20 protein-coding genes are annotated in these 21,239 nt (G+C 41.4%); 11 read left to right on the forward strand and 9 right to left on the reverse strand.

The features are described from left to right. Window positions 1-28: 28 nt before the first annotated feature. On the forward strand, window positions 29-253 hold the full coding sequence (locus V7K35_RS10390; RefSeq protein ID WP_335078644.1) for a hypothetical protein: 225 nt from the start codon (window positions 29-31) through the stop codon (window positions 251-253). Here V7K35_RS10390 and V7K35_RS10395 read toward each other — a convergent pair. After that, window positions 233-1,105, reverse strand: coding sequence for an S-methyl-5'-thioadenosine phosphorylase (locus tag V7K35_RS10395; protein ID WP_335078646.1), 873 nt, complete (start codon window positions 1,103-1,105; stop codon window positions 233-235). The two genes, V7K35_RS10390 and V7K35_RS10395, sit on opposite strands and share 21 nt — an antisense overlap. A gap of 266 nt (window positions 1,106-1,371) precedes the next feature. Between V7K35_RS10395 and V7K35_RS10400 the strand changes: the two genes are divergently transcribed. Then, window positions 1,372-2,490, forward strand: coding sequence for a metallophosphoesterase family protein (locus V7K35_RS10400; protein WP_335078648.1), 1,119 nt, complete (start codon window positions 1,372-1,374; stop codon window positions 2,488-2,490). A gap of 210 nt (window positions 2,491-2,700) precedes the next feature. On the opposite strand, the gene V7K35_RS10405 is transcribed toward V7K35_RS10400, so the two are convergent. Both V7K35_RS10405 and V7K35_RS10410 read right to left on the reverse strand, forming a co-directional pair. After that, on the reverse strand, window positions 2,701-3,132 hold the full coding sequence (locus V7K35_RS10405) for a nucleoside deaminase (protein ID WP_335078650.1): 432 nt from the start codon (window positions 3,130-3,132) through the stop codon (window positions 2,701-2,703). A 484-nt stretch (window positions 3,133-3,616) separates the two neighbouring features. Further along, entirely contained in the window at window positions 3,617-4,165 is a 549-nt protein-coding gene (locus tag V7K35_RS10410; RefSeq protein ID WP_335078652.1) for an NUDIX hydrolase, read from the reverse strand. Window positions 4,166-4,292: 127 nt separating this feature from the next. Here V7K35_RS10410 and V7K35_RS10415 point away from each other — a divergent pair, with 127 nt between their 5' ends. The 4 genes from V7K35_RS10415 (at window position 4,293) to V7K35_RS10430 (ending at window position 7,957) form a co-directional block, all read left to right on the forward strand. Then, complete coding sequence (locus tag V7K35_RS10415; RefSeq protein WP_335078654.1) at window positions 4,293-5,345, forward strand: dipeptide epimerase; 1,053 nt, start codon at window positions 4,293-4,295, stop codon at window positions 5,343-5,345. After that, complete coding sequence (locus V7K35_RS10420; RefSeq protein ID WP_335078656.1) at window positions 5,329-6,375, forward strand: DUF1611 domain-containing protein; 1,047 nt, start codon at window positions 5,329-5,331, stop codon at window positions 6,373-6,375. The genes V7K35_RS10415 and V7K35_RS10420 overlap by 17 nt, the downstream gene beginning before the upstream one ends. A gap of 503 nt (window positions 6,376-6,878) precedes the next feature. Continuing rightward, window positions 6,879-7,049, forward strand: a complete 171-nt coding sequence (gene psb34 / locus V7K35_RS10425; protein WP_334966525.1) for a photosystem II assembly protein Psb34 — start codon at window positions 6,879-6,881, stop codon at window positions 7,047-7,049. 161 nt (window positions 7,050-7,210) lie between these two features. Continuing rightward, on the forward strand, window positions 7,211-7,957 hold the full coding sequence (locus V7K35_RS10430) for a Uma2 family endonuclease (RefSeq protein ID WP_335078658.1): 747 nt from the start codon (window positions 7,211-7,213) through the stop codon (window positions 7,955-7,957). 95 nt (window positions 7,958-8,052) lie between these two features. Here the strand turns inward: V7K35_RS10430 and V7K35_RS10435 are convergent, their stop codons facing one another. From V7K35_RS10435 to V7K35_RS10450, 4 genes are all read right to left on the reverse strand, one after another. After that, window positions 8,053-10,353, reverse strand: coding sequence for a glycoside hydrolase family 10 protein (locus V7K35_RS10435; protein ID WP_335078660.1), 2,301 nt, complete (start codon window positions 10,351-10,353; stop codon window positions 8,053-8,055). Between the two features lie 865 nt (window positions 10,354-11,218). Beyond that, window positions 11,219-11,428 carry a hypothetical protein gene (locus tag V7K35_RS10440; protein WP_335078662.1) on the reverse strand — a complete coding sequence of 70 codons (210 nt, stop codon included), beginning with the start codon at window positions 11,426-11,428 and terminating at the stop codon, window positions 11,219-11,221. Window positions 11,429-11,908: 480 nt separating this feature from the next. Next, the gene (locus tag V7K35_RS10445; RefSeq protein WP_335078664.1) at window positions 11,909-12,508 is read right to left on the reverse strand and encodes a hypothetical protein; all 600 of its coding nucleotides are present in this window, start codon (window positions 12,506-12,508) and stop codon (window positions 11,909-11,911) included. Between the two features lie 96 nt (window positions 12,509-12,604). Further along, window positions 12,605-13,171: a DUF6658 family protein gene (locus tag V7K35_RS10450; protein ID WP_335078666.1), complete on the reverse strand. Its 567-nt coding sequence runs from the start codon at window positions 13,169-13,171 to the stop codon at window positions 12,605-12,607. Between the two features lie 338 nt (window positions 13,172-13,509). Here V7K35_RS10450 and V7K35_RS10455 point away from each other — a divergent pair, with 338 nt between their 5' ends. After that, window positions 13,510-14,430 (forward strand): YbhN family protein, encoded by a 921-nt coding sequence (locus V7K35_RS10455; protein WP_335078668.1) that lies wholly within the window; start codon window positions 13,510-13,512, stop codon window positions 14,428-14,430. Window positions 14,431-14,442: 12 nt separating this feature from the next. Here V7K35_RS10455 and V7K35_RS10460 read toward each other — a convergent pair whose 3' ends face one another. Continuing rightward, window positions 14,443-15,765, reverse strand: coding sequence for a hypothetical protein (locus tag V7K35_RS10460; RefSeq protein ID WP_335078670.1), 1,323 nt, complete (start codon window positions 15,763-15,765; stop codon window positions 14,443-14,445). Window positions 15,766-16,806: 1,041 nt separating this feature from the next. On the opposite strand from V7K35_RS10460, the gene ndhL reads away from it, so the two are divergent. The 4 genes from ndhL (at window position 16,807) to V7K35_RS10480 (ending at window position 19,152) form a co-directional block, all read left to right on the forward strand. Beyond that, window positions 16,807-17,019: an NAD(P)H-quinone oxidoreductase subunit L gene (gene ndhL, locus V7K35_RS10465; RefSeq protein ID WP_334795670.1), complete on the forward strand. Its 213-nt coding sequence runs from the start codon at window positions 16,807-16,809 to the stop codon at window positions 17,017-17,019. Window positions 17,020-17,043: 24 nt separating this feature from the next. Then, complete coding sequence (locus V7K35_RS10470; RefSeq protein WP_335078672.1) at window positions 17,044-17,355, forward strand: DUF3007 family protein; 312 nt, start codon at window positions 17,044-17,046, stop codon at window positions 17,353-17,355. A 77-nt stretch (window positions 17,356-17,432) separates the two neighbouring features. Further along, on the forward strand, window positions 17,433-18,260 hold the full coding sequence (gene trpA, locus V7K35_RS10475; RefSeq protein WP_335078674.1) for a tryptophan synthase subunit alpha: 828 nt from the start codon (window positions 17,433-17,435) through the stop codon (window positions 18,258-18,260). A 235-nt stretch (window positions 18,261-18,495) separates the two neighbouring features. Continuing rightward, on the forward strand, window positions 18,496-19,152 hold the full coding sequence (locus tag V7K35_RS10480) for a heterocyst differentiation related protein (RefSeq protein ID WP_335078676.1): 657 nt from the start codon (window positions 18,496-18,498) through the stop codon (window positions 19,150-19,152). A 150-nt stretch (window positions 19,153-19,302) separates the two neighbouring features. On the opposite strand, the gene V7K35_RS10485 is transcribed toward V7K35_RS10480, so the two are convergent. Then, window positions 19,303-21,225, reverse strand: coding sequence for a protein kinase domain-containing protein (locus V7K35_RS10485; protein WP_335078678.1), 1,923 nt, complete (start codon window positions 21,223-21,225; stop codon window positions 19,303-19,305). Window positions 21,226-21,239 lie beyond the last annotated feature (14 nt).

Below are 21,239 nucleotides of genomic sequence, written 5' to 3' on the forward strand. Positions count from 1 at the left end.
AGCTTCGGGAATTATTCAGCTGACTTAGATGGGGGTACAGGTTACTGCTGAAGAATGGTATCTAATGCCGCTACATAAACTCTGGACATCCTTGGACATCCAACATTATTTGACGTTTCATTGGGTGGAGTCGGTGTATCTGTTTTGTCAATTGAGAAAGTGCGACGCCAAACAGCCCGTCGTAGACATCGCCTGTAATATTGGTGATGATGGCACACCATCATCACCAACATTACAAATACTTCTGCAATAATAAGCCTAACTTTTCCTTCGTCGCTGCTGGTACTTTATCCAAGTGAGTAAAAATCGCATGTTGCAACGCCGAATGCGCCTCACTGGTTGGCGGATTTTCACTCAAGCGCCGCACAGTTTCTTGAATCACCCTTTGAGCATTCACAGAATTCCGCAGCAAATTGCCAATCACGATCTCCACCGTCACAGTGTCATGGTCTGGATACCAACAATCATAATCTGTCACCAGCGCTAAGGTTGCATAGGCAATTTCTGCTTCCCTGGCCAACTTCGCCTCTGGTAAATTCGTCATCCCAATGATTGTTGCACCCCAACTGCGGTAAAGATTCGATTCTGCCTTCGTGGAAAAAGCTGGCCCTTCCATGCACACATAAGTACCGCCGCGATGCAGAGTAACTTGTGGTAAATTCAGAGATGCGATCGCATCTGCCAACACAACAGCCAAGTTCTTACATATCGGGTCGCCAAAGGCAATGTGAGCAACAATTCCCTCACCGAAAAACGTTGAAATCCGATTTTTAGTTCTGTCAATAAACTGATCTGGCACCACCATATCCAGTGGTTTCGCCTCTTCCTTCAAGGAACCTACAGCACTAGCTGAGATTAAATACTCCACGCCCAATTGCTTCATTGCATAGATATTAGCACGAAACGGTAACTCAGACGGTAAAAGCGTGTGATTGCGACCATGACGCGCCAAAAAAGCTACTCGTGTACCATCCAAAGTCCCCAAAATCAAAGCATCAGATGGTGAACCAAAAGGAGTCTCGACTCGCACCTCTTCTAAATCTTTGAGCGCATCCATTTTATACAGACCGCTACCACCAATAATCCCAATACTAGCGTGAGGCATGATTCTGAACCTGTTCCTTGGTGAGTTGCTAAGTTATTTTATCGAAAACGGGAGTAGTAGAGAAACCAAGAAACTAAACGATTACATTTTGTGCCGCTAACACTATTGAATTATTACCTTCAGTTAATTATCACCATAGGGTCTAACCGATGCTTAATGTATACAAATATTAAATAGACGCACTCTTGAGCAGGGAGAGAAAGTAAGGGTTATACTTTTGGGAAAAGGCTTATTTTAACCCCTGTTTTTAACATTTTCATAAATCAATGGCTCTCAATTTTCGCTTTGCAGTAGTCAGCGACTTACACCTGGCACTTCCCCACACAATCTGGGATCATCCCAGCCGATTTCATCTGGTAGAAGTAAGTATCTCGGCGTTTGAAAGTGTATTAGAACATTTAACACAACTAGATTTAGATTTTCTCTTATTGCCAGGAGATTTAACCCAGCACGGCGAACCAGAAAACCACGCTTGGTTGCAACAACGGTTAGCCCAACTACCTTTTCCCGTCTATGTTGTTCCTGGTAATCATGACGTTCCTGTGCTGTTGGCTAATCAGCAATCAATCGCTTTTGCTGATTTTCCCTACTATTATACGAAGTTTGGCTATGACGATCCACAGCAGATTTACTACATTCGTCAGTTGTTGCCTGGAGTTAAGCTGATTGGACTCAATTCTAACTCCTTTAATGACCAGGGGGAGCAGGTGGGGTGTTTAGATACCAAACAGCTACGGTGGTTAGAAGAGGTGCTGGCGGCGTCTGGTGATGAATTAGTTCTGGTGATGGTGCATCATAATGTGGTCGAGCATTTGCCCAATCAATCGAGCCACCCACTGGCAAATCGCTATATGTTAGCGAATTCAGCAGAACTGTTGCAGTTGCTAAGGCGCTACGGAGTCAAGCTAGTATTTACCGGGCATTTGCACGTTCAGGATATTGCTTACTCAGATGGAGTATATGATATTACCACTGGCTCTTTAGTTAGCTATCCTCACCCTTACCGAGTGCTAGAGTTTCATCGGGATCACCAAGGTAAAGAATCGTTGCAAATTTTATCCCATCGCGTAGAGTCAGTGCCTGAGTTCCCCGACTTGCAACAGTCATCGCGGCAGTGGATGGGCGATCGCTCTTTCCCCTTCTTAATCAAGCTACTAACTCACTCTCCATTAAACTTACCATTATCACAGGCAAAAGAATTAGCTCCTAGTTTGCGAGACTTCTGGTCAACTATTGCTGATGGGGATGCAGTATTAGATTACCCTGATTTTCCGCTAGAAGTGCGGCGCTATATTCAGACCTATAATGCATCACAGCCCAATCCAGGTATGGCTACTAGTGGAATTCCCCTGATTGATAATAACAGCACACTTTTGCTGGGTTAGAGGTGATGAGTAGCCTCTTTCTATCAGCCCCCGTACCATCACGCTGACTGGACTTTGTTTGACAAATCGTTCAAAGATTGCACCCAGTATTTATCCTATTCTTGTGTGTTCCTTTTGAGATAGCGATCGCTCCTGCCATAATTCTCCGATCAAAAGTCACCTTGGCAGGGCTACTCCTAACTCCTGTACAGACAAAGATTTTTCGCGTCTCTAATTACCGATATCTTCATTCCAAAGTTCCGGGTTAGTTTGAATAAACTCACTCATCATTTGTTCGCATTCGTCAAGATTAAGATCAATTACTTCCACACCGTGAGATACCATAAATTCTTTTGCACCAGGAAAAGTACTGGATTCTCCAGCAATGACTTTTTTAATGCCAAATTGTACCACTGCCCCAGCGCACAGATAACACGGCATTAAAGTTGAATAGAGTGTAGTACCTCTGTAGCTGCCAACTCTCCCAGCATTGCGGAGACAATCGATTTCGGCGTGAGTGACAGGATCGGCGTCTTGCACGCGTTTATTGTGTCCTCTGCCGAGAATTTTGCCATCCTTAACCAGAACCGAACCAATGGGAATTCCACCTTCTAGTCTGCCTTGTTTTGCTTCTTGAATTGCTGCTTCCATAAACTCATTCATATTAATTATCCTTTTATGTCAAAACAACTAGTATTAATGGAGGCGATCGCAGCTTGTAGATGCTGGTTTATCATTGTTCGTTGTTAGACAAATATATCTCTCCGTATTATCTCGTAATCTTTTTCAAAAATAAAATCGAAATTCTTATATCCCTTGCTGACATTCAGAAAAATTAAATTATAGGTATTAAATGTATCATAATACTAACGGAAACTATCTGAAGATTATTCTATCGCTGTTTTATTACTTTCGTTAGAGAATATTATCAGCCTCGTTTTTCCATACTTGGTTACGAGCAAAGATTTTTTTTGGTTGATAAAACAAGCCTTTAAATAAGATTCAATGTCAGCATATTTTTTTTATTGCCAGAGACATAAAAGAGCGCTATGCAAAATGTCCGATAAATTTGCTCTAACAGCTTCAGGATGCAATTCACTTCAAGCATTTTTATTAAAAAACAGAAGAAAGCTACACTGATTATTAATTAAGTGAGAAAATTTAAACCTAAGAAAAGAGCCGCTACAGTTCCCGCTACAGAAATTTCTCCTTGAATAATTTTTTTTAAAACTGATTCGACAGGAATGAAGACGACTTCAATTTCTTCTGTAATATCTAAGTTTTGCTCTCCAACTTTACTCACATTCTCTGCTAGAAATAAATGTATTTGATTGGTATCTTTACTCGGCTTATCGTATAGAGTTCCTATTTTCCTAAATTCTTGGGGAATATAACCAGTTTCTTCTGTCAGTTCTCTAATTGCTGCTACTTCAGCACTCTCTTTTGTGGGGTCAAAATTCCCTGCTGGGAGTTCTAAGAAAAATTCACCTATTGCATGTCTGTATTGCCGCACAAAAATTATCTCTTTGCTACTAGTAATAGGTAAAACCATCGCAACGTCTGGTTTAATACTGACAAAATAATCATCGATAATTTTCCCATTGGGCAATTCTATTTCATCTTGCCTTACCTGACACCAGTAATTATCTAAAACTATTTTTGATTTTAAAGTCTTCCATTTTTTTAAGTTGGTCATAAATTAAAGAAAAAATAGTATGTATAAAAACTTTGTAGTGAATGTAAAAAAGTATAACAAATGCATCCCATAATCTAAACTTTGAACTTACACTGGCTTTCTTGATAACATAATATGCAGCACAAGTATGCAAATAAATGTAAATTTATTTACAGTAAACAAGAGATTTCCGTTGACCATTAGTCGGGGTACAACGGCACAGACAACTAATGTATGGGTGAGCATCTTACATGATGGGATCGAAGGCTGGGGGGAAGCATCGCCATTTGGTGTGGGTAATCATCGGCAATCAACTGATACAATCAAAGACGCCCTACAGCAAGTTGTGCCACTGTTGCAAGCATTCAGCCCCTTACAGCGGCAGCAAATTGAGCAAGTGTTTATACAAACTCAAGTTCCTTCTGCTGCAAGAGCTGCCTTGGATATGGCAATGCACGACTGGTTGGGTAAGCGCGTAGGATTACCTTTGTGGCAAATTTGGGGACTTGATCGCAACACCATAGTACCGACTTCAGTCACAATTGGGATTAATTCGCCTGAAGGTGCCAGGGCTAGAGCGCGAGACTGGTTACAATTTACTAATGTTTGCCTTTTCAAGGTGAAGCTAGGTAGTCCAGATGGCATAGATGCAGATAAAAAAATGCTACTAGCAGTGCGAGAAGAAGCATCTAAACCAGAATTATTTGTTGATGCCAACGGGGGTTGGAGTTTAGAAGATGCGATCGCTATGTGCAATTGGCTGGCTAATTTAGGTATAAAATATGTAGAACAGCCATTGCTACGCGGACAGGAAAAAAGTTTAGCAAAACTCAAACAACACTCTCCCATGCCCATCTTTGTCGATGAAAGTTGCTTCACAAGCTCCGATATTCCTAATTTGGCAAACTACGTGGATGGCATTAATATCAAACTGATGAAATCAGGGGGACTAACCGAGGCAATGCGAATGGTACATACAGCGCGAGCCTATGGGTTGCAAGTAATGTTTGGTTGCTACTCTGACAGTTCGTTAGCTAATACAGCAGCAGTACAGCTAGCGCCACTAGCTGATTATCTAGATTTAGACAGTCATCTCAACTTAATCGATGATCCCTTTACGGGTGCATTGCTAAAAGAAGGGAGAGTTTTGCCAAACGATTTACCAGGTTTGGGGGTACAACACAGTGCGATTACCACTTAATCAACGAGTAGCTATCTTGCTCCATGAGGGAATTAGCGGGTATCACGGCAAAACAGGGCTAGCAATTTTACGTTACAGTGAAGCTCCAATCGTAGCCGTAATCGATCGCGAATGTGCTGGCAAATCCCTACCAGAATTAACAGGTATCAAACGTGATGTACCAATTGTGGCATCTGTAGCCGCAGCCCTTGAATACAAGCCAGAAGTCTTGGTAATAGGCATTGCTCCAGGAGGTGGCGCTGTACCAGATGATTATTGGGTGGAAATCAAAGACGCTTTAGAAGCTGGAATGTCGCTGGTGAATGGTTTACATACATTAATGGCAAATATACCAGAGTTAAATGCACTACTCAAACCTGGGCAACTAATTTGGGATGTACGAAAAGAACCGCCTAATATAAGTGTTGCTAGTGGAATGGCCCGCACCCTTCCCTGTCGGCGGGTGTTGACAGTGGGAACCGACATGGCAATCGGTAAAATGTCAACTAGCCTAGAGTTACATTGGGCATCAAAACAACGGGGCTGGAGTTCTAAATTCCTCGCCACCGGTCAAACTGGGGTGATGTTAGAAGGGGACGGCGTGGCTTTAGATGCCGTACGGGTAGACTTTGCCGCTGGTGCTGTGGAACAGATAGTCATGCGCTATGGTAAAAACCACGACATCCTACACATTGAAGGACAAGGTTCACTGCTACACCCTGGTTCAACAGCAACTCTACCCCTGATTCGTGGTTCGCAACCAACTCAACTGGTATTAGTACATCGGGCGGGACAAGTTCATGTACGTAATCATCCCCATGTAGTAATTCCACCTTTACCAGAGGTAATTCAGCTTTATGAAACTGTCGCTAGTGCCGGTGGTGCTTTTGGAAGTGTTCCTGTAGTGGGTATAGCGCTTAATACAGCCCATCTAGATGAGTCTGCGGCACAGGAAAGCATCGCTCAAACAATAGCAGAAACTGGGCTACCTTGCACTGATGTAGTCCGTTTTGATGCCAATGTGCTTTTGGATGCAGTGATCAAAAATTAGATGTAAATTTTATTTCATCCAAAAATGATTGCAACAGATGGAGCGCTGCGATTACCACTAGAAACCCAAAATCGCCGCACTAACGTGTCTCTACTCTTTTATACCATTTTGAATTTAATAGCGATTCCAAAAATGCTTGCGATAGATTACCCTACCCTAACCCTCCCCTTAGAAAGGGGAGGGAACCGGATTTCTGATCTCCCCTCTTAACAAGGGGGCATTAAGGGGGGTGATATCTGGATAAGCGGAGGGTTTTGTGTATGTGTCGCATTCTTTTTTCAAATTGGAATTTAGATTTTGCAATTTAAAAAATTGCGTAAAGGCATAGCGGTGAGTCAAGAGACATCTCGCTTTCCCCGCCTGGGGCAGCTTCGCCTAAATCCCCCGTCCATGATAAGTCAATTTTATAGTAACTATCAGCCTTTTATTGTCAAGTCATATTGACACTTTGTAACAATATTGTTAAATTTAGTTACATAAGTAAACAAAGAAGAGAAAAAACTATGTACACCACCACTAACGAAGACGGCATTCTCAATAACTATGCAGCTGAACCCAAGATACACTACGCCGAATACCCGGCAATTTGGGAACAACGTAAATACGTTTTACAGGGTCTTTTTGCGACTTTAATTGTCACTACCTTAGTTTTGGTTGGTTTTAGCGTTAGTTAAGATTTTTCGATTTCGGTATCGCTGTATCTCATCGTCATTCGTACTTCTCTCTCAAACCTTGGCTAGTTTCGCCGGGGTTTTTTGTGTTTTAATGCTGTGCGATCGCAGTTTGGGATGCGATCGCCCATAAAATAAAGACAAATCAATAAAAAGGGGTGTTTATGGCAACCCAACTTGGTGAAGCTAAATCTTCAACAGAACTGATAATATCTTGGGAAGCGTTGCCGGCAGATTTTCAGTTAGAGGATGAACCGGTGGAAAATACAGGTCAGCCACTATTAGCTGGTGCTTTGCGCGAAAGCCTTGAGATAAGTGGTTTCATCCAACCCCAGATGTTAATCGCCTCAAATTTTGGACTTTGTGCGACGATAAACGGTCAGTTTGTGGCGAAAGCACCTGACTGGGTTTATGTTCCAGTGGTGAATGAAGTTTTAGGAGAACGCAAAAGCTACACACCTAATTTAGAGGGTGATATTCCGGCGGTCGTGATGGAATTCCTATCTGACACTGAGGGTGGAGAGTACTCTTTTAAGCGAATCTATCCACCAGGAAAATGGTTTTTTTACGAGCAGATTCTTCAAGTCCCAATTTACGTGATTTTTGACCCAAATGGCGGTTTATTAGAATTTTATCAACTCGAAAACAGGCGCTATGAGTTGCAGCAACCTGACGAAAATGGCCGTCATTGGATTGATTCAATGAGCTTATTTTTGGGAACTTGGCAAGGAACAAAAGAAGCCAGAACGGGTTATTGGTTGCGCTGGTGGGATGAGGTAGGTAATTTGTTACTTTGGGCAGTAGAACAAATTGAACAGGAACGTCAACGCGCCGAGCAGGAACGTCAGCAAAAAGAACGGCTAATTGCCTATTTACAATCTCAAGGTATCGATCCAAATAATTTGTCCTAGCATATATAGACAAAGTTTTCAAGTAGCTGGGTTACTCAGTTTAAGTAAATAAGTGCTAAGGTGCGATCGCTTTATCTGTATTTTGCTAATTTCTTTTACTGCCGACTGCGAAAACCCTGTCTTCCATTAACTTGGTCAAAGAGGACATCGTATTTATCAAAAAATGCAATGCCACTATTTACAAATGTAGCAAGTTCTGCCTGTGGCGAGATACTCAAATTCCAGCGATTAAATCCGTCGCGGGTTCCTGGTGTCAAGCTGTAATCAAAAATGCTATTAATTGCTAGCTTCAGAGAATTTGCTGAACGTAATACTCCTGGTTTGAGTTTACCTGCTGTGGAAGCTGACTTGAATTCAGTCCAACCATTAATAGTTCCGCTATCAGTAATCATTTTGCCATTACAAAGATTTTTAGCAGAACTCCCAGCAATAGTTAAACAAACTTTGCTCAATTGAGAGTCCCATCTGTTACCGGGTACACCATTAATTTCGCTTTGTTTACTCCAAGCAGCCATTTTGAAACCTGCTTGATTATTGGTATTCAAACCGATAATTAAACTGCCATTGTTGTTACTACCACCATTTCCAATCACAATAAATCCGTTACTCAGATTGCCTGGTAATTTTCTCAACGGATTATAGGGAAGTGACTTTTCAAAATAGTTGACACCGATAATACCAGAAAATGGCACACCATTCTTTGCTGAACAATTAGGCTTTTGGGCAGTACATTGGCGACTAGTAACAATCTGTACCGGAACGGGTTCTGCTGCGGGAAGCAACCCAAACCGGACACTAGTATAAACTAATTCTCCCTCAAGGATAGTACCATCACTTAATACCTCCTTGATATTTTGTCCGGTTCTACGGATTGGAGCATTACCTAAAAACTCTTTGGGAACTCGCAGTCCTGCCGAACCTGTATCTAATAAGATACGCTTTGGCTGACCATTTGCGATCGCCATTTCCAGAAAATAGCCGCGAACACGTTGACCAAGGGAAGGTTTTAGATATAAAGGTAGGGATATGGTATCAAAAGTTGGCTTTCGGGGTGTATTTTGAGAGATGTCGCGCAACGCTGGATTTGGGAAAAGAGCCGCAAATGCTGACTGGCGTTGCGCTACTGGTTCAGATGCGATATCCCAAAGGCTTTCATAGTAGAAGAAGCCGATACCTAAACCGCGTTGTTGCACTGCTTCTACCTGGGATTGAATTTGTGATATGGAAACTGGGCGATTTCGTAACCCCGCCATAATACCGATACCAGTTGGGATGACTTGTTTTGTTTCTAAAATTTCTGGGCGGGTAATTTGAGCAATAAAACTTTCCAAATCATTACGGTACACCTGCATAATTAACTCATCGACAATACCCAACCGTACCCAGTTAAGCCAGTCTTGCAGTTGCAGCTTGTAGGCGAAATCATAATAATTAGGAGCAACTGAGAAGATAGCATTCGGTTTTCTGGCTTTCACGGTTTGCTGGAGGTCTACCATGAATGCCGTCATTTTATCTGCCCGCCATTTTATCCATGCTTGGGCTTGGGGATTAGGTGGAGGAGGCTTGCCAGTTTCTTGAGTATATAGACTAATTGTGTACTTATCGTAACCAAAATCCACAGGTAAACTCGTATTATCGTCAAATTGAACGCCATCAGCATCGTATTGAGTAATGACTTCCATCACGAGTTCGGTGAAAAACTTTTGCACTTCCGGGTGAAACGGATTCAACCACGCTACTTCACCCGCAGCACTAATTGAAGTTTGAGTCCCATCCGGCTTTTGTGTCAGCCAATCTGGATGCTGGGATGCGAGTTCCGAACTTAGGGGAACCATGAAACCAAATTCAAACCAGGGTATTGCTAGTAACCCTTCTCTGTGGGCTTGGCTGATAATGTCTGCAATCACATCTTGTCCATCTGTTCCCTTGAAGAAGAAGGGGATACCCATTTTTTGCATGATGGCACTGGGGTATTGCGTATAACCATCGTTCCACACTATCGGATAAACAGTGTTAAAGTTTAACTGCCGCAGTTGGCTCATAGCTGCTTGCACCTGTGAGCGATTTCGGAAAATGTTAAAATCATTACCACTCAGCCACACCCCCCGAATTTCCTGACGAGGTTGAGAAGGTAGTTGGGCAACAGCAGGAGCAAAGCTGTTGAGTAGCAATACGGCAACGAACGATATCAGACAGAATAATGGCAGCAGACGCTTCCTTAAAAGCCACCAACCTTGACGAATGAAAGGCGATATTTGGTGACAAGTTGCAACTCTACCAGACGCTTTGTGTAGCTTACTCCTATGTCGAAGTAAGCGTCTACGCACGGGATTAAATAGTAAGTTAGTTAGAGTAGGATTAATTTCTATGCTTTTTTCCCAAAACTGAGTTGTCATTACTGCTGCTTACTAAATGAGGTTAATTGGTTATAAGCTGTTCCATATCAACGTTAAATTGGTGCACCAGGAAAACTGATACAGTAATTTAGCTGCAAGATAGTTGACGCAGTTATAGAGTTAGTAGTGCCAAATATAAATGTTTCAAATGTAACCTCTAATAAATTCTCGTTGCTCTTTAAAACTTGAGCAAAATTAACGCTTGTAAAAATAATGATAAAAATCAAAAAATCAAGCTCAACCAGCAGGCAACTTCCGAATAGTGATTTTCAGAAATCAACACGTTTATTATCTGTTGCCCTAACTACACTACATGGTTAGCATTTTGTCAAGATAATTTAGTCGTCCTAATGCCAAAGACGACTACTTCCTCAACATGGCTTGTGATGTGAAAAAGAACTGACAAAGCTATCAATTGCAGCGTAATTTTAGTAATGCGTAGACGCAAAGCGCCATCACACTTCTAATTTTTCCTCTAAGGAATTTTATATATTCTCTAATACTTTGTCAAGCTAGCTTTTAGGGTTCGTAGTAAGCACTTTAACGCTTAGAAAATAATGACTAAAGTCCTTACTAGGAACTTGCTTAACCATCAATTTCAAATTAACAGACTACTATAAACTAGGCACAATTTTGATTACTTTGTGCCTAGCTCTTGCATTTATTAATGGCGCATGAGCATACTATTTAGTCAGTTCAAAAACTGTCGCCTACACGGGTATAGCGTGAGGGCACTTTTCCCAAAAATCATCCAGCCACAACTAACGGATTTCTATGTGCGATAGCACCTTTAATAAGAATAGTATCCAATTCGAGGCTGGACAAGAGCTAAAGATATTTTTGAGATTGAATGTTTTCTTGATTTTTAATTTACCAAATCAACTAAAGCGTTGCTCCGAAAGCGGACTATAGATGAAACTGAGCAGCCGCGATAATTCTCAGAAGTAAATACTGATAGTGTGATATTGGCTTCACCGGGATCTAATATGCGTTTTACCTTGCAGGTTTGCATTTTGTTGTTGCAGTAAGCAATAATGCGATCGCCAGCCTTGACATCCAACGCTTGAATTTTCAATTAATACCAACCTCGCCAAGAATTTGTTTAGCTAAAGGAAAAATATATTACTACATTTTCCTTGCTCAACAATTGCAATGTTTATTTAGTATACCACAAAAATCAAGGCCATTAATATTATCAATTTTATCTTGATAATGTCAAGTTGATTTATGCTCAAAACTCTATTAAATGCTGGATTTTCAGGAAATAACGATATAATCCCAACCATCGCACAGCGTCTAGTACAGCACGGCATAAATCCAGCTACCATCTCAATGAACAAGACTTGGGGCAAAATCCCTTGTTAAAGGTAGGTCGGAAGCCTCATCTTCAAAATCCAGATGCGATAAAGCTTTGCTTTAACTTCTTTGCAGAAGAAAGGAAACGTCTTTGCTCTAAAAACCAAGCAAAGCCTGCATAGGCAGACTTTGCTTGAGTAGCCCCAGACTTTAGTCTGTGGGTGCTTTCATATTTTTGCAGGAGATTGAATAACTAATTTCAATCAACGTTTTTAACTGTTCTCTTCACTGCGTTGCCTGCATCTTCAGCCCCACGCTGAACATTTTTACCAGCATCTTCAGCCCCACGCTGAACATTTTTTGTTACGTCTTCGGCAGCATTCTGGGTATTACCCTTAATATTTTCAATTCCTCGCTGAGTTCCCTTAACAACACCTTTGCGAACTTCTTCAGCTGAATTGCCGATATCTTCACCCAGGTTCTTTACTCTTTCACCAAAGGGCGTACCTTCCTTGTAATTTTGGCCATATTCCCCTGGACTGTTAACCCCTTTCTCGTCAATATTCCTTTGAGCATTTTTTGCCATCGCATCCCCTCTGTCATTCGCTGCCTTTTCATCTTTCGCTCTAGGATCTACATCACTAAAGTTATTTATTCCACCAGCAGGAGAAGAGAGAGGATAATCTTTTGTGGGATCATATCGCTTGGAATAAGGTGATTGAGCCTCAGGCTTTGGTGGCTGTGTTGCTGTTCCTGGATCACCACAAGCTTGTGTCAAAAATAAGAACATTCCTGCTAAAAAAACAGTTAGAACTTTTAAGGGACGAATGTTTTTCAGCCAATTCATTGCTTTTTTCATGCTTCTAACTCCTGGGATTTTTGTGACTAAGTTAAACTTCAACCAAGATAATTTAGATTGATTTCAAATGCCAACCATTAAGAGAAAATAAGGGTTTTATCTGCCTAATGCTGGATTTTTCTGTAATTCAGGTCTTGTACCCGCTTCATCTGCCTTGTTTTTCAAAAAGCCAGAAGCTTCTTCAACAGCCTCTTTTACAGTCTCAAGACGATCTTTAACCCGTTCGCCTACATTTGCTTCATTCTGAATCAAACCACCTGGTTCAGGTTGTTGGAAGTCCTGATCTGTGATAATTGGTAGTTTTGCTTCTTTGTTGACTCGATCTGCTGGTGTCTCACCACTAGGATAAAGTATCTCGGATTCTCTATTTGTAGCAATTAACAATTGTGAACTTGGTTGTAAGCTAGCTTCGTCACGTCCCTGATTGGCTTTTGGGTTTGTTATTTTTGGAGCGGTGGACATTCGGTTGTTGGTATAATTGTCTCCACCATTCTTATAAGGATTGTTTGCTCCGCCAGCTTGCACAGCAGGATTTTGTGGATTTGCACCTTGAGCATTTGCCCCACTACAAGCAGTGCTAACTATTAACAATACTCCAGCGAAAAAGATAGTTAATATCTGGCGCAATCTTACTTTTTTCAAGAATACTCTCACAGTGTTCATGTAATTCTCCTTACCAAAATATTAATCAGCTAATAGTTTACTGAACCATTGGATTGGTCAGCAAATTGTGCTTGTCTTGGTTTGCTCACTTTCGATAACCTCTATTAAGGATATGAATAATAAAATTAACTTTACCTCTAGCGCAGGCCACATTTTAATTAGTAATAATAGAATATTTTTATCTAACTCTAGAGAGATATAAAATAAAGTAATATGTTTTCTGAAAAAGAACTACATCAACCTGTTTAATCCTTCAAAAGCTTTGGATAGGTAGCTGATGTACTGTAATAGTTGAGGTATTCAGCCCTTGTTGCTCTAACTGTTAAATTACTAAATTCATGAAGCAATTTTTACGCTGGATAATTTTGGGCGGAACGCTGTTTTTTTTAGGTAAAGCTCTGAAGGATAATTGGATTGAAGTGACTGCTATCCGCATTGATGGGGTAGGATGGGCAATTATGGCGATCGCAACAGGCGTCACTTTACTGGCACATACTTGGGCAGGCTGGATCTGGACTTGGATTCTGCAAGAGTTAAATCAACCCATATCATCTCCCCAGTTCATCCAAGTGTACCTAAAAACGAACATAGCTAAATATTTGCCAGGTAATATCTGGCATCATTACGGGCGAATTATGGCAGCAAAAAATGCCAATATTTCTGCTGGTGCAGCTACCTTAAGTGTTTTGCTGGAACCGCTACTGATGCTAGCGGCTGCTTTAATCATCATTGTCCTATGTAGTAGACAATTTGCAGCAGCTAATACTACCCTTGTTCTGCAAATATTACAATTGCTGAGTTTAACTGTAGTCCTTTGTGCGATTCATCCTTGGTTTTTAAACCCAGTTATTCGCTTTTTATACAGATTGAAAGCAAAAAAGTCTGCTGTCACCACTGAGGTAACTGTTCCATTCAGTCTTAAAAGCTACCCTTTACGACCTTTGTTAGGAGAATTGGGCTTTATGGGACTACGTGGAACTGGGTTTATATTAACTATGTTCGCCCTGGATTCATTGAATGTGAATCAAATTCCTTTGTTGTTAGGGGCTTTCAGTTGCGCTTGGTTGTTAGGGTTTATCATTCCGGGAGCGCCTGGTGGGTTAGGTGTGTTTGAAGCGACTGCATATGAACTTTTACGACACCACTTTCCAGCCGCCTTAGTATTTAGTGCGATCGCTTTATATCGCCTCATTAGTATTCTAGCTGAAACTGCCGGTGCTGCTTTGGCTTGGTTAGACGAACGCCTTGCTAAATCATGAATCAGGCGACACTCATTTTTGTCTATCTACCTTCATCTGTGAAAATACACGATAATCATCCAGATTCAACTGGAGATTACTACTTTTATCTTCTTCTTTCATCTTAATCAAGTTGTATTCTACGTTTTCTGCATAAATTGCAAACGTAATATTAAAAATCTCGATAAAATTGATTATCCACTTGCATTCATCTTCAGGATATTTTTCGTAATAACGAATCAGATGAGCAATCCTAAGTTCTAAATGCCTGCGGGAATTTCTACAAATCAAAATAGTCTTTAGTAGTAAAATCACCAATGTTAGAGAGTGGCCTGGAGAAACCAATAATATAAATAATGACGAAGGTTCTTTCCCATTTTCTGTTGTCAAACAATCAATCACTCGATTACAGGTTCTCAGGAATAATTCTTTAGTGATAATTTCTTGATTATAATTTTCCTTCCATAAGGATAACTTCTCTGCAAACTGCTGCCGCAAATTTCCGACTAATTCTTGATTATCTACAGAAAAAAAGAGATATTTATCTATACTTTTTTTAAATTCTTCAAGAGTTTGATTTTGAGTTTGTTTGATAAATATATTGGCAATATTTTCATGGCTAAATATACCCTTTTTTAAAACAATTGTTTTTATCAAATGCAGAACATTATCTCCCAAAATACTGGGATTATTGTAGCGGTTTGTGCTTGGGACAGCAGATTGAGAACGAGCAATATACATTGCTAGTTCAAACTTATATTTGTCTTTTATCTGTCTATAAAGCCTTCTAGCAGCCTCTTGTTGCTCTCGGCAATTATTCTCATTAACAGATTGATCAATTAATAAATAAGAAGTGTAGCGATTAGCCCAATGACCTTTAGATAATTCGTCATGTTTATTAGCAAATAATTTTATTTCTTGGTAATCTTTGCTGGATATAAAATTTTCTAGCCAGCTTTCACGAATATTTATCTCTAAAAAATCATTGGTATCTAATTTCCGACTTTCATCAACAAATAAATTAACTAATTTTTGGATATATTTGTCTTTTCTGTTAGTTTTCCAATTATTAATTATTATGTAGATACACCGCTTAAGTGTATTACAGTACTCTTTTTCATTATCATCTAAAAAAATGCTGTATATCCCAGGTATAGAATGGGAATACTGTGAATCCAGACCGTCTATAAATAAACCTTTGAATTCCCGCAAAACATCATCTGGCGGCAATTTTTTGACAATTTTGACGAAGAAGCTATAAACCTCCTCTTGTGCAATTTGCACATTTCGTTGTCTAGAGTTAGACGTAACATAATCGGGATCTTGCTGACTAATTGATAAACTATTAGCGCTCATTCCAGTTATCAGGACAAAAAGGCTTCCTGTTCATATTATTACCAGCTTAACCTTGGTGAACACTAGCATCAATCTATTCTTTAGAGATTCAGTAATCTTTTTACACAAATTTGATAAACTCTGACTATAAATAAAGTATTAAACACAAATTGTTTAATAATTCATCAAATGTTTAAGTTAAATTACTTAGTCATAACAATCAAAGCCAATACAAGACTATATGGACGAGTTGATCTACCATTAGATACAACGCGCCCATACCTTATATAGGAGTCTTTTCGCATTTTAAATTTTTAATGGGGGTGGAGGGACTTGAACCCACACGACCTTTTACGGTCAACGGATTTTCATTCTCCCGCAGTTTTCACTGCTACCTGATGACAATAGCCAGCTCAGATTTTGAGAATTGGACTCTCCCTTTACCCTCGACTTAACGTTAGGGTAGCTCCCGTCGGGTCTCTGCACCTTCCCTCAATTTTGGATTTTAGATTGAAGATTAATCGCAAATCTCAAATCGCAAATCTCAAATTTTTGGGCTTGGCTCAGGATTGCCATGTCTGTAACCAGATTTAGGTTTCCCTGAGTTTGAGAGCTTCCACTTGAGGGATTTCTCCTTCAAGGCTCAGTTATCTAAGTCCGTAGCGTCTACCATTCCGCCACACCCCCGCAGGTGTTTGGCAACTAGTATAACTAGTTATTTCGTGGAGGCAGTAAATACCTCCTCATCTATTCCACCATCAATTGTGTCTTTTGTCCAACTAGATTGAAAATATTTTTTCCAGATAGGGCGATTGCGTTCCAGAGTTGGAAATCTTTCTTGTTTGCTGGTAATCAATCTGGATGAATTTTCTTTCTTGTCTGACTAGAGCATTTGTTAGAAGAGTGGATTTACGATTACAGCATAATACTACCTTTTATCAGTCTAATCTGGACATAGACGAGGAATTCTGGCGTAGTCATGTTGAAAGCGTCATGATTATACTTTCCTCAGTCTGACTCTTCAGCCTATGATGGAAAACAGAAGCTTAAGACTTGAAAGTTATGATTGTCGCCCTGCTGTATCTGATTTTGGCTGGAGCTTACCTTCTGGTAATCCCGATTGCTATCTTGCTGTACCTGAAGCAGCGTTGGTATGTAGCTACCTCCATTGAGCGTACCTTTATGTACTTTTTGGTGTTTTTCTTCTTTCCGGGTTTGTTAGTTCTATCGCCGTTTGTAAATTTTCGACCCCGACGGCGACAAATTGAAGTTTAACAAGATTGGTAGGTCATAACTCTCATGCGACGGATTGACGCTATTGGAATTGGCTTGGGTGTTTTTATTGCCGGCGGCTTGGCATATGTAGGATTGCAGCTAGTCGGTTTCGATAATCAGAAAGCTGGTATATGGAGCCAAGTCTTACTAGTCAGTGGGTTAGTTGGCTGGTTAGCCAGCTATTTTTTCCGTGCGGTGGGACAAAAAATGACCTACCACCAACAGCGGGAACAGTATGAGCAAGACTTTCTCCAAAAGCGACTAGATGAGCTGACTCCTGAAGAACTAGCACGAATTCAAGCTGAAATAGAACAAGAAGAGCAATCTCAGGTGTAAAGTTATCATTGATGAGTCCAGAGTCCAAAGTCCCAATTTTGACTCTTGACTCTTGACCTTTGACTCTCGACACTTAAATGACTGCGATTTCTCATTGCTTTGAAACCCTTAGACGGAATCGTGAGTGCGCTCTGATTCCGTTTATTACTGCTGGCGATCCAGATTTAGAAACAACAGCAAAAGCGCTGCAGGTTCTAGATCGCAGTGGAGCCGACATTATAGAACTAGGCATACCCTACTCCGATCCTCTGGCGGATGGCCCAGTAATTCAAGCTGCTGCTAGCCGCGCCCTGCAAAGGGGAACGAAATTAGAGCAGGTGCTGGAAATGTTGCAAGGGATTACTCCTAAACTGCGATCGCCCATTATTTTATTTACCTATTACAACCCAATTCTGCACCGGGGAATTGAAAAATTTCTCTCTTCAGTCGCTGCTGCTGGGGTAGCAGGATTGGTAATACCTGATTTGCCCTTAGAGGAAGCAGCAGGCTTGCTCCAAGCAGCTAGTGAGATGGGAATTGACGTAATCTTGTTGATCGCTCCCACCAGTTCTGCCCAACGGATCGAAGCGATCGCTCGTTCATCCCTTGGATTTATTTATTTAGTCAGCGTCACAGGGGTAACAGGGGTGCGATCGCAACTGGAAAACCGCGTGTCTGATTTACTCAAACAAATTCGTAGTGTTACTGATAAACCTATCGCTGTAGGCTTTGGGATCTCCGAACCTGCCCAAGCCCGACAGGTAAGGGAATGGGGCGCAGATGGTGCGATCGTGGGCAGCGCTTTTGTGAAAAAGTTGGCCCAAGGCACACCAGAGCAGGGACTAAATGCGATCGCCGAATTTTGCCAAAGTCTCAAAGCAGCTATCAAGACCACTAACAACAGTACAAATACTCCTCTTGATTAGACGGGGAAAGTAGATTAAAAAGTATAACAACGCTGTTTTTCTCTTCTTATTTAGTAGACAATTTGACCGTTATGGTTTTGAATATTAACATCAGATATCATGCTCTAAAAAAACTAGCTGATCCGGTCGCTTATAGTTTGAGTATTATGTGAAGTCGAGTAGGTATAAATTATGTGTGTGAGAGGGAGTCAGTCACAAATGGTTATAGTTGCGTCGCAATTGAGGGACAAAGGCGATGAGTGAGAGTATGGCGTTTATCGGCGGGGTAGCTGTAGCTGGGCTGGCGGCTCTGGTATTGCTCAAAGGGACAAGTACATCCCTACAACCTAATTTTGCCGTTGCTTCGCAAATGCCAGGGACTGTAGTAGCGCCGGGAGTACAGCCACAAATGTATCCTTACGGCCCTTATGGGCAACCAATGTATCCCAGTCAGCCACCGACTGCTCCTACTTCTGATCAGCGCCAAGAGATGGAGAAGCTGAACACGCAAATGCAGTTGGAGCGTTTAAAAAACGACAATGAACAGTTGAAGTTGCAAAATCAACAACTTCAAGGCCAAGTTCAAAATTTCAATACTCAGCAACAGTGGCAATTAGCCCAGCAGAATAATCAACAAAAAGCAGCAGCATTCCAGCCGCAAAATCCTTGGTGGTCTTCACCCATGCTCTGGGCTGTGGGAGGTGCGGCTCTGACTATTGGTGGTGGTGTTGTCGTCGCTGGAGTATTGGCTTTATTCTCACCACGGCAGCGTCCAGCCCGTACTGTACAAGTTATTCACCCTTACCAAGGAAATACGCCGCCCTTGGTTCCAGTCCGTCGTGCTGAGTTTCTACCTGCCTCGCGGATGGAAGCAAGACGAGTTGAAGCCCCAGAATACGACGAAATGCACTAGGGAAAATAAATCACAGAGAAACACCGATTTAAAATCTCGTTTCCAGGTAGAACCTGGAAACGTTTTTCATTGGGCTGCTGCCGCGAATTTAGGAGGCGGAGCCTGCTTTTAGACATTCCCAATGAGGTAAACAGTATTTAGTGATAACTATTAAAAGCCGCTTTTAGGAGTTTCTATGGTATTAGGACTCTCTTTAGTGGCAGGTTGGTTAGTATTGAGAAGTTGATGTTGGGTAGTCTTCTGATTACCTTGATTTTCTAGTTTACTTAATGCCTGTTTTGCTAGATTTTCGGCTGCTTGTTTAAATAATGGTTCTATTCTATTTCGCCAATATTGAGTATTAGGCAACTTTTCTGGATGATTTCTATAATCTAAAACTTTATCCCACTTACCATCATCTATTGCTTTATTTATCTCATTAGATAACGCCTCTGCTTTGGCCCAATCTTCCTGCCACTGGACAATCATTTTGCGTGTCTCTTGGATACTAGAAGCAGCATTTGCCGGAATTGATCTCAAAAGTGCGATCGCTCCCACTATATCCCCTGAATTATACTTCTGCTTTGCTTGTTCTATAATATTGGCATTGTTATCACTAGGCTGCGATTGATCTGATTTCCCAGTGTCGTCAGTTAACGCTTTCGGCTTTTCTGGTAATGGAGTTGCTACATCCCTCGATTTTGCTTTTGGCTTAGGAGTCGGTCGAGTCGCAATCAGGGGACTATCATCTACAATCTTAGTTGCAATGCCTTTTTCGCGCAGGCAAGAACCCCATTCTTGATTATTAGTTATCACGTCCGAGTGGGCCCAAGCCAAACGACCAGATTTAAGTTTAACTTCTATCCAACCCCGTTTTGTGCGCTTGCCAGTCACCTCGAAATTGGTGTTATCGGTAACTGTTTGCAAAACATTATCAGAATTTATCGAACTAGGTTCAGAACGGATATTAGAATTTCCGACGACAACAGCCGAGCATTTATTTGCTAAGGCGGTATCGTTACCTGTAAGATTAGAAGCTAAATTTTTTACATTTGGATATACATTTGTTACCAAAGCAGCCGCACCACCCGCTAATAATATGCCAATTAATATCGGCCATGGATCTGATTTGCTAGAGTCTTGACGGGCAGGTTTGACAGGATTTGCTGGTGCAACTGCAACAGTTTGCAGCCGAGATACTTGACGCTGAGATTTGGCTGCTTGGTAACTGGAATTTTTGGCAGATTCTTGAGATGTGGAAAGTGCAGGTACAGGATTAATCGCGTCTTTACATACTTGCAGTGCTTCCGTGGCGTTTTGGTAGCGGTCTTTGAAGTGATAATTTATCATCTTGGACAACACTGCCGCCAGTCGGTAGTTCACAATTATAGATTGCTGCCAAATGATTTCGCCCGTTTCTGGGTCTTCTTGCAGTTCTGTTGCGGATAATCCTGTTAGTGCTTGAATAGCGATGATGCCAAGGGAATAAATATCACTGTTGGGGCGCGGTTTACCTTGCCCTTGTTCTGTGGGCATATAGCCAGGAGTGCCAATAACTACTGTGGGAGAGGGTTGTCCGCCCACTGTCACCAATTGTGTACGCAGTTGTTTCACTGCCCCAAAGTCCACTAAAACTAACTTATTGTCTGAGGTGCGACGGATGATATTATCTGGCTTGATGTCGCGGTGAATCACACCTTGGCGGTGGACAAATTCGAGAATTTCCAAAACTTCTTGTAAGAGTTGAACTACTTGGCTTTCACTCCAACGCTTATCAGGTATAAGTTCCTCAGCTAGGGTATGTCCTTCAATATATTCTTGTACTAAATAAAATTCTTGGTTTTCGTCAAAGTATGCTAGCAGCCTGGGTATTTGGTCATGGTTGCCTAGTTTTTCTAAGGTTTCGGCTTCGCTGTGGAACAGGCGTTTAGCAGTATCAAAAACTCTGGGGTCATTTCCGGGTTTGAGGTGCTTGACGACGCAGATGGGATTGCCAGGCCGTCTAGTATCTTGGGCAATATAGGTTTGACCAAATCCTCCCATCGCGAGGACTCGAATTACTTGGTAACGATGGTCTAGTAGCTTGCCGATCATATTCCCTCCCCAGA

Source organism: Nostoc sp. (assembly GCF_036917275.1).
In the GTDB taxonomy this organism is placed as follows: Bacteria; Cyanobacteriota; Cyanobacteriia; order Cyanobacteriales; family Nostocaceae; genus Nostoc.

Bases quoted from the DNA above. Each gene is read 5' to 3' on its own strand.
- V7K35_RS10415 (WP_335078654.1), top strand. From the start codon at position 4,293: ATGCAAATAAATGTAAATTTATTTACAGTAAACAAGAGATTTCCGTTG.
- V7K35_RS10460 (WP_335078670.1), bottom strand. From the start codon at position 15,765: ATGAGCGCTAATAGTTTATCAATTAGTCAGCAAGATCCCGATTATGTT.
- V7K35_RS10480 (WP_335078676.1), top strand. From the start codon at position 18,496: ATGAGTGAGAGTATGGCGTTTATCGGCGGGGTAGCTGTAGCTGGGCTG.
- psb34 (WP_334966525.1), top strand. From the start codon at position 6,879: ATGTACACCACCACTAACGAAGACGGCATTCTCAATAACTATGCAGCT.
- V7K35_RS10485 (WP_335078678.1), bottom strand. From the start codon at position 21,225: ATGATCGGCAAGCTACTAGACCATCGTTACCAAGTAATTCGAGTCCTC.
- V7K35_RS10395 (WP_335078646.1), bottom strand. From the start codon at position 1,105: ATGCCTCACGCTAGTATTGGGATTATTGGTGGTAGCGGTCTGTATAAA.
- ndhL (WP_334795670.1), top strand. From the start codon at position 16,807: ATGATTGTCGCCCTGCTGTATCTGATTTTGGCTGGAGCTTACCTTCTG.
- V7K35_RS10455 (WP_335078668.1), top strand. From the start codon at position 13,510: ATGAAGCAATTTTTACGCTGGATAATTTTGGGCGGAACGCTGTTTTTT.
- V7K35_RS10445 (WP_335078664.1), bottom strand. From the start codon at position 12,508: ATGAAAAAAGCAATGAATTGGCTGAAAAACATTCGTCCCTTAAAAGTT.
- V7K35_RS10400 (WP_335078648.1), top strand. From the start codon at position 1,372: ATGGCTCTCAATTTTCGCTTTGCAGTAGTCAGCGACTTACACCTGGCA.
- V7K35_RS10430 (WP_335078658.1), top strand. From the start codon at position 7,211: ATGGCAACCCAACTTGGTGAAGCTAAATCTTCAACAGAACTGATAATA.
- V7K35_RS10405 (WP_335078650.1), bottom strand. From the start codon at position 3,132: ATGAATGAGTTTATGGAAGCAGCAATTCAAGAAGCAAAACAAGGCAGA.
- V7K35_RS10470 (WP_335078672.1), top strand. From the start codon at position 17,044: ATGCGACGGATTGACGCTATTGGAATTGGCTTGGGTGTTTTTATTGCC.
- V7K35_RS10390 (WP_335078644.1), top strand. From the start codon at position 29: ATGGGGGTACAGGTTACTGCTGAAGAATGGTATCTAATGCCGCTACAT.
- V7K35_RS10410 (WP_335078652.1), bottom strand. From the start codon at position 4,165: ATGACCAACTTAAAAAAATGGAAGACTTTAAAATCAAAAATAGTTTTA.
- V7K35_RS10435 (WP_335078660.1), bottom strand. From the start codon at position 10,353: ATGACAACTCAGTTTTGGGAAAAAAGCATAGAAATTAATCCTACTCTA.
- V7K35_RS10450 (WP_335078666.1), bottom strand. From the start codon at position 13,171: ATGAACACTGTGAGAGTATTCTTGAAAAAAGTAAGATTGCGCCAGATA.
- trpA (WP_335078674.1), top strand. From the start codon at position 17,433: ATGACTGCGATTTCTCATTGCTTTGAAACCCTTAGACGGAATCGTGAG.